At 49.3% G+C, this 6,880-nt stretch carries 5 protein-coding genes and 1 pseudogene; 2 read left to right on the top strand and 4 right to left on the bottom strand.

Annotated elements, in window-relative coordinates:
• Positions 1-151 precede the first annotated feature (151 nt).
• Together Q0986_RS17395 and Q0986_RS17390 are read right to left on the bottom strand one after the other, a co-directional pair.
• Positions 152-1,918 (bottom strand): ABC transporter substrate-binding protein, encoded by a 1,767-nt coding sequence (locus Q0986_RS17395; RefSeq protein ID WP_299413377.1) that lies wholly within the window; start codon positions 1,916-1,918, stop codon positions 152-154.
• A 68-nt stretch (positions 1,919-1,986) separates the two neighbouring features.
• Positions 1,987-3,063 carry a cytochrome-c peroxidase gene (locus Q0986_RS17390; RefSeq protein ID WP_299413374.1) on the bottom strand — a complete coding sequence of 359 codons (1,077 nt, stop codon included), beginning with the start codon at positions 3,061-3,063 and terminating at the stop codon, positions 1,987-1,989.
• Between the two features lie 263 nt (positions 3,064-3,326).
• On the opposite strand from Q0986_RS17390, the pseudogene Q0986_RS17385 reads away from it, so the two are divergent.
• Together Q0986_RS17385 and Q0986_RS17380 are read left to right on the top strand one after the other, a co-directional pair.
• Positions 3,327-3,455, top strand: a pseudogene (locus Q0986_RS17385) (IS5/IS1182 family transposase); the annotation flags it as partial.
• 179 nt (positions 3,456-3,634) lie between these two features.
• On the top strand, positions 3,635-4,621 hold the full coding sequence (locus tag Q0986_RS17380) for a hypothetical protein (protein WP_299413371.1): 987 nt from the start codon (positions 3,635-3,637) through the stop codon (positions 4,619-4,621).
• Positions 4,622-4,640: 19 nt separating this feature from the next.
• On the opposite strand, the gene Q0986_RS17375 is transcribed toward Q0986_RS17380, so the two are convergent.
• Positions 4,641-5,399 (bottom strand): AsmA family protein, encoded by a 759-nt coding sequence (locus Q0986_RS17375; RefSeq protein WP_299413369.1) that lies wholly within the window; start codon positions 5,397-5,399, stop codon positions 4,641-4,643.
• 40 nt (positions 5,400-5,439) lie between these two features.
• Positions 5,440-6,870, bottom strand: a complete 1,431-nt coding sequence (gene gndA / locus Q0986_RS17370) for an NADP-dependent phosphogluconate dehydrogenase (RefSeq protein WP_299413380.1) — start codon at positions 6,868-6,870, stop codon at positions 5,440-5,442.
• Positions 6,871-6,880 lie beyond the last annotated feature (10 nt).

Here is a 6,880-nt window from a genome sequence, read left to right as displayed (position 1 = left end):
ATTGGCATATACCCCTCTTGGCTGGCTGGCTTGGGTATCTGCCATTATGGATTAGCCAATTCTTCCGATTACATCTCAACATTTAGCGGAAACTAGAGTTTATAAAAATGCTTCTAAATTTCTCTTGTTCACCGACGATCGATACGCGAAATCATTCTCTGACTTCTTGAATGTCATAGATATTCCAATTTACCCCCCCTAAGGCTGTAAATTGAATCCCTTCAAAATCATTCCGCACCGCAGCCAGCGCCAAAGGATTGATCAAATAAATAAACGGTAAATATTCCTGGGTAATTTTTTGGGTTTTGGCATAAATGGCTTTCCGCTTGGCTTCATCCAACTCTTGGGCACCTTCAATATAGAGATCCGAGATTTCTTGCTCCCACTCACTCACGGTAAAGCTTTGAATCGGTTCACTGGGAGGTTGGGGTTTTTGATTAAACATGTGCAATCCCCCTTCTGTAGACCACACATTAGCGCCAGAATTTGGCTCTACACCGCCCGTTAAGCCCAACATGACACAATCCCAATCTAAGGAATCATCCAATTTATCCACCAAGGTATTAAAGGCAATCGGTGTGTAGTCTACTTGAATGCCAATTTTTCTGAGATCTTCTTTGATTTGAGTCCCTAGCTTTACACCCGTTGTACTGCCTGCCCCTGACATTAAGGTAAACCGCACGCGGTTCTTTTTCGCATCCAGCAGTTGGCCTTTGTTGTTATAGGTAAATCCTGCCGCTTTTAGGAGTTGCTTCGCTTTCTGAGGATCATAGTTATAGACTTTCAGCCCTTCTTCAGGAGCAAGATAATAGGGACTTTGCACAGAAATGGGAGAATTCTGAGGTAGACCTAAACCTTGATAGAGGTTGGCCAGCATCCGGTCTCGATCGATGGCATAGGCAACCGCTTGGCGAAATTTAACGTTATTAAACCACTGCGATTTAATGGGGTTCACTAAGGGCTTATTGTTGCGGCGACCCCGGTTGAGGTTAAAGAGGATGAAGGTGGTACCAAAGTCAGGGCCACCTTCGTAAATGGTGAAGTTGCCTGAATCCTCTTCCCGTTTGAGCAGGGAAAATTTATCGGGGACTACCCCCACGGAGTCTAACCCACCAGAACGGAATTGCAGCAGAGCGGTATCTGAGGACTCCACAATCTTCCACACAATCCGCTCAATATTTCCTGTGGCTTGCTCAGGATTTTGGTAACGCCAATAATAAGGATTGCGACGAAAAACGACTCGTTGATTGGTGTCATAGCGTTCCAGTTGGTAGGGACCATTGACAATAATTTCACTGGGGTCTGTATCCACCCCCCAAGCAGAAATGAATTGCGGATTACCCTTGCGATCTGGCGTGTCTACCAATTTCTTGAGGGCATGAGCAGGCAAAATATCGATCACTCCAGCTGTTCGTAGCAGCGGGGCAAAGGGTTCAGGGCTAGAAAACTCGACTCGCCGATCATCTAGTTTTCTGACCTTGGGTAAGGCCCGACTTTTTCCGATTCTGAGCACATCGCGCGTATCCGTGGGAATGGCCTCATTTAGATAGACATCGTTGTAGGAAAAAACAACATCATCTGCCGTCAACGGTTCTCCATCCGACCATTTCAGATTGGGGCGGAGGGTAAAGATGATCTTGAGCTGATCGGCCGAGAATTCCCAAGACTCTGCTAGGGCAGGCTCAATCTCGCCTGTGAGACCATTTTGGGTCATTAACCCTTCATAAATTAAGCCAAAGACATTGTTGGCTTCTTTACTTTGGGAAGAGTTAAAGGTTTTAGGCGCATTCAGCATGGTGTCGACATACTGGGGAACGCGTGCCGTTTGGGTTTTAAATTGGGAGAGGCTACAGCCAGGGAGTGCGATCGCAACCACCAATACCAAACTCCAAGCCACCCATCGCCGCAGAAAAGCCATACTGTTCTCAACGTTTAACGCTGAGTCTGATGGTAGCGTACAAGCCTGCTGGAATAGCCAAGGGCGTTTTAAGTCGGGTCAGCAGCAGGAGTACTTTCTGTACTGACAGGCAAGATAGGAGGTTGAATATAATCGGCGGGAGGTTCTCCAGTTAGAGAGTCTAGGAAGGCGGCAATATCTCCGGCTTCCGCATTGGAAAGATCTTTCCCCAACTGAGTGTTGGCCATTTGCACTACGGCAGCCTTCAGAGATTTGACAGAACCATCGTGGAAATAGGGACCCGTCTCCGTGACGTTGCGCAAGGATGGCACCTTAAACAGCATGCGGTCATACTCATCACCCGTAACTTTGTAGCGCCCTTGATCCTCTTGGTTAGGCCAAGGATTCACTCGACCTGCTTTTTGGTAGGTGTTACCGCCAAAATAGGTGCCGTTATGGCATTGCGCACAACCTGCATCCACAAAAAGGGTTAGCCCCCGTTGTTGTTTAGCATTGAGGGCCGTCTGGTCGCCTGCAAAGTAACGATCAAAGGGGGCAGGGGTAACCAGTCCCCGCTCGAAGGCACCGATAGCTTGACCGAGGTGATCGTAGGTGACCGGCCGTTTGTCCTGGGGAAAGGCGGTGGCAAAGGCTTCCACGTACTCCGGCATGGAATTAAGGACTTTGAGCACTTGAGCTTCGGAGGGCATCGCCATTTCCACCGGATTGAGAATGGGACCTTTGGCCTGGGCCTCTACATCGGCAGCACGGCCATCCCAAAACTGGGCCACATGGGCAGCGGCATTATAAACCGAGGGAGAGTTACGTCCTCCAAGCTGACCTTTATGCCCTGGGGAAAAGGGTTGGTTATCAACGCCATAGTGATCAAGCTGATGACAGCTATTACAGGAAATATCCTGGTTTTTGCTGAGGCGCTTATCAAAGTAGAGGCTGCGGCCTAAATCTACAAGTTCAGGATCGGCGGGTTGCTGGGGGTAGAAATTCTCGGGCAAAGGAGGACCAAAGAGGGCCAGGTTAGGCGACTCATCAGCCATCGCAACATCCGATACGCCCAGCAACATCAATAGGGTCGCTGCCAATACCACCCAAAACACAATAAACCGCTGGATTTTATCGCGAGTTCCATGATGCCATTGCAAAGTCATGAGTCACTTCTCCTCTCAGAAAACGCTCTGGGTCGCTAGTTGCGCTCCATCCAAATTTTATGAGTTAGCCAAAAGTGAATGACGACCCGTAAGAAAACGTGATAGCTCCATGACGTTTTGGCACAAAACCACACATAGCTTTGAAGTTTGTAAGAAAAGGTTGAACTAGTCCAGAGATCTGTAAATAGTTCATCAGCTATAGTCGAGGTTTGAATCCCTCAGATTGCCTGTGGAAAGGCTTGGCCACTGTGCGATTGAAATATTCAATTGGATGGTTGTTGTGGTCTCGACAGCTCAACAAAGATTATGAGGTGTTGACCAGGACGGCTGAAGCACTTGTGTATGTAGCGATGATTCGACTTATGGTTCGAAGGCTGGCTGAGGAGTACTAAAATTTCTCAAACAGCCTCTCAGAGAACTGAACTCCCAAGAGGTTTGGCAAGCCCACACTTTCCTGGTTTTTCTATCACTGCTACGCTAGATACGGTGAATTGTTGACGCTTCAGCAGTGGCGCACAAGGACAACAGACACTTGAGACACACTTACACCCTACTCACTTGCGCGCTGCTAATGGCCGCATGCGGAGCACCCGATACATCCGGTTCAACCGATAAATCTGTGACCTCTATTAAAGATGGAGACCTGTCCCCTGTTAAAGACGAAGACCTGTCCGGCGTGAGCTTTTCGCGTGGGTTGGCGACGACAACCACCCAGTCCCTAATTGATTGTGGCCGTGGATCAAGAGTTAGCGCCGTTGGCAAAATTACCGCTGAAGATGGGTCTGAATGGACCCTTCCCGCAGACACCAATTTTACGGATAGCCCCAAAGCAGCGGATCTTTACAATGATTGTGGGGGAGAGAGTCGCGGCGGCGTTGATAATTTTAATCTCTCTGAGGTTGTGCTTCAGGACGCAGGTGGCGATGAAGAGTTTGTCGCCTACATTTTTGCGGATAATTACTTCGAACTCTATGTGAACGGTAAATTGATCGCGGTCGATGCCGTGCCCTTCACGCCGTTCAATTCCAGCGCTGTCCGGTTTAAGGCCAATCGGCCGCTGACTGTTGCATTTAAACTGGTTGACTGGGAAGAGAACCTGGGGCTGGGTTCTGAGGCTGGCCGAGGTAAAGCCTATCAGCCAGGAGATGGTGGGCTCGTCGCTCACTTTCAATCTGCGGACGGTGAGACGGTTGCCATAACCGACGAGACATGGAAAGCGCAGGCATTTTATATTTCGCCTCTACAAGATCGATCCTGTCTTCAGGCCAAGGGCAATGTGCGCGACACCTCAGCGTGCAGTACAGAAGGCGTCGCAGATGGCACAGATTTTTCAGCGGCGTTCTGGCCCGTTCCGGACAATTGGGCTACGCCTGACTTTAATGATGCTGATTGGCCGTCAGCCTCTGTTTTTAGTGACGAAACGGTCGGGGTTGACAACAAGCGGGCGTTCACGGATTTCACCTCAATCTTCAATGATCCGGATGCTGATGCTCAATTTATTTGGTCTTCCAATTTGATCCTCGACAATTTGGTGTTGGTTCGGAAGCAGATTGATTGATTGAGCCCTAACGGCGGAGCTACGGAATGAGCTCTTCAATATCAATTGGAATGTCATCCACTGGAATATCATCAATGGGAAAATTCTTGAGGGGATTATCGCCATCCAGCTGAATCGGTAGGCCATCCTGAGGAAGTTTTTCCAGTAAGGCAGTGGTGACAGCATTTGCGATCGCAACCGACAATTTCCCTTCGGCATTCTTAGAGGTCACATCTGTCAGCTCAATATCATCAATATCGAGATTCTCTTCTAAATCAACAATGGCATTCACCTTAATCGAGGCTTTGATATTGCGAATACTCAGGCGACCAATCTTAACCACCTTTTCATTGCTATTGCTTTCAGGCTGTTCCTTCTCTTGCAGGGTATCAACTACTTTGACCAAATTATTGTCAGGAATCTGTTGCTCTACCTTTAGATCTAGGCCATTGACGGTCAGCGCTTCAATGGCCACCTGATCTTGCCAAAGATTGGAGAGCTGAAAATCTAAATCTAAATTTTGGATTTTGATCAAGTGCGGGGTGGAAAAGCCTTGAGGGTTTTTAAGAGTGATGGCCTGAATGGTCAAATCTCCTGCAAAGGGCTGAAAGTTCAGACCTTCCACATCTGTACTGACGCCGGTTGTATCTTTAATCGCTCCTTCTAGAGCCGACTCAAGGATGGCATTGCGACTGAACCAGCCAATTCCCAATACGAGAACTGCGATCGCAACCCCACCACCCAAAATCTTTAAAGCACGCTTCGCCATAGCCACCACCGTGAACTGCCGCGCTCGCACGGCAGTTCCAGCTTATCCTACAAAAATCCAGCTTGGGAAACTAGCCGTTAGATTCGTTGATGGCGGTCCATTCCGTGTGGAACGTTCCTTCCTTATCAATCCGCTGATAGGTATGGGCACCAAAGAAATCGCGCTGGGCTTGAGTTAGGTTTTGAGGCAAGCGATCGCGACGATAGCTATCAAAGTAATCCAACGAGGCACTAAAGGCTGGGACTGGAATCCCCAACTGAGCTGCCGTGGCCATCACTTCTCGCCAGGCTCCTTGACGGTCCAAAATGGTCTGCCGAAACTCAGGAGCGAGCAGCAGGTTTGCCAAGGCCGGATCATCGGCAAAAGCCGACTTAATCTTGTCCAAGAAGCCTGCCCGAATAATACAGCCCCCTTTCCAAATCCGGGAGATTTCACTTAAATTCAAATTGAACTTAAACTCCCGTGATGCCGCACTCATCAAGGCCATGCCCTGGGCATAGGAGCAAATCTTGGAGCAATACAGGGCATCCCGAACTTTGCTGATAAAGGCTTGCTTATCACCGCTAAAGGTGGCAGTCGGTCCGGTCAGGATTTGAGACGCTTTAACCCGCTCATCTTTGAAGGATGAGGCAATGCGGGCATTCACGGCTGCTGTAATTGTGGGGATGGGCACGCCCAATTCCAAGGCACTCATCACGGTCCAGCGGCCTGTGCCTTTTTGGCCTGCCTTATCCAAAATCAGCTCTACCAACGGCTGCTGGGTATCTGGATCGACATAGGTAAAAATCTCAGCCGTAATTTCAATCAAAAAGGAATTCAGCTCATCGGTGGTGTTCCACTCACTAAAGACCTGATGCAGTTCTGTATGACTCAGGCCGAGAACATTTTTGAGCAGATCATAGGCTTCGGCAATCAGCTGCATATCGCCATACTCAATGCCGTTATGGACCATCTTGACGTAGTGACCGGCCCCCCCTGGGCCAATATAGGTCACACAAGGCCCGTCATCCACCTGAGCGGCCATCTTGGTCAGAATCGGGGATAGATCTTTATAAGCGGCTTCCGTTCCGCCAGGCATGAGGCTGGGACCATTGAGGGCACCTTCTTCTCCCCCGCTAACGCCCATACCAATAAATCGCAGGCCGACCGCTTCTAATTCTTCTGTGCGTCGCACGGTGTCCCCATACAGGGAGTTGCCGCCGTCAATCAATACATCGCCGGGTTCCAGCATCGGCTTGAGCTGCTGAATCACGGCATCCACTGGTGCTCCAGCTTTGACCATAATCAAAATTCGTCGAGGACGTTCCAGAGATGCGACCAGTTCTTCTGGCGTAAATGCAGCGACCACTTGTCGTCCCTGGGCTCGCTCTGCCATAAAGGCATCGGTTTTTGCTCGTGTGCGATTGTAAACTGCAATGGGAAAGCCATTTCGCTCAACGTTGAGGGCTAGATTTTCCCCCATGACCGCGAGGCCAATCAGTCCAAATTGTTGCTGGGGCATAAGGAATTTG

The sequence above is a fragment of the Acaryochloris sp. IP29b_bin.148 genome (assembly GCF_028285565.1).
Lineage (GTDB): Bacteria > Cyanobacteriota > Cyanobacteriia > Thermosynechococcales > Thermosynechococcaceae > Acaryochloris.
Note: the sequence above shows the minus strand (reverse complement) of the source record. Positions and strands in the feature narration are given on the sequence as shown.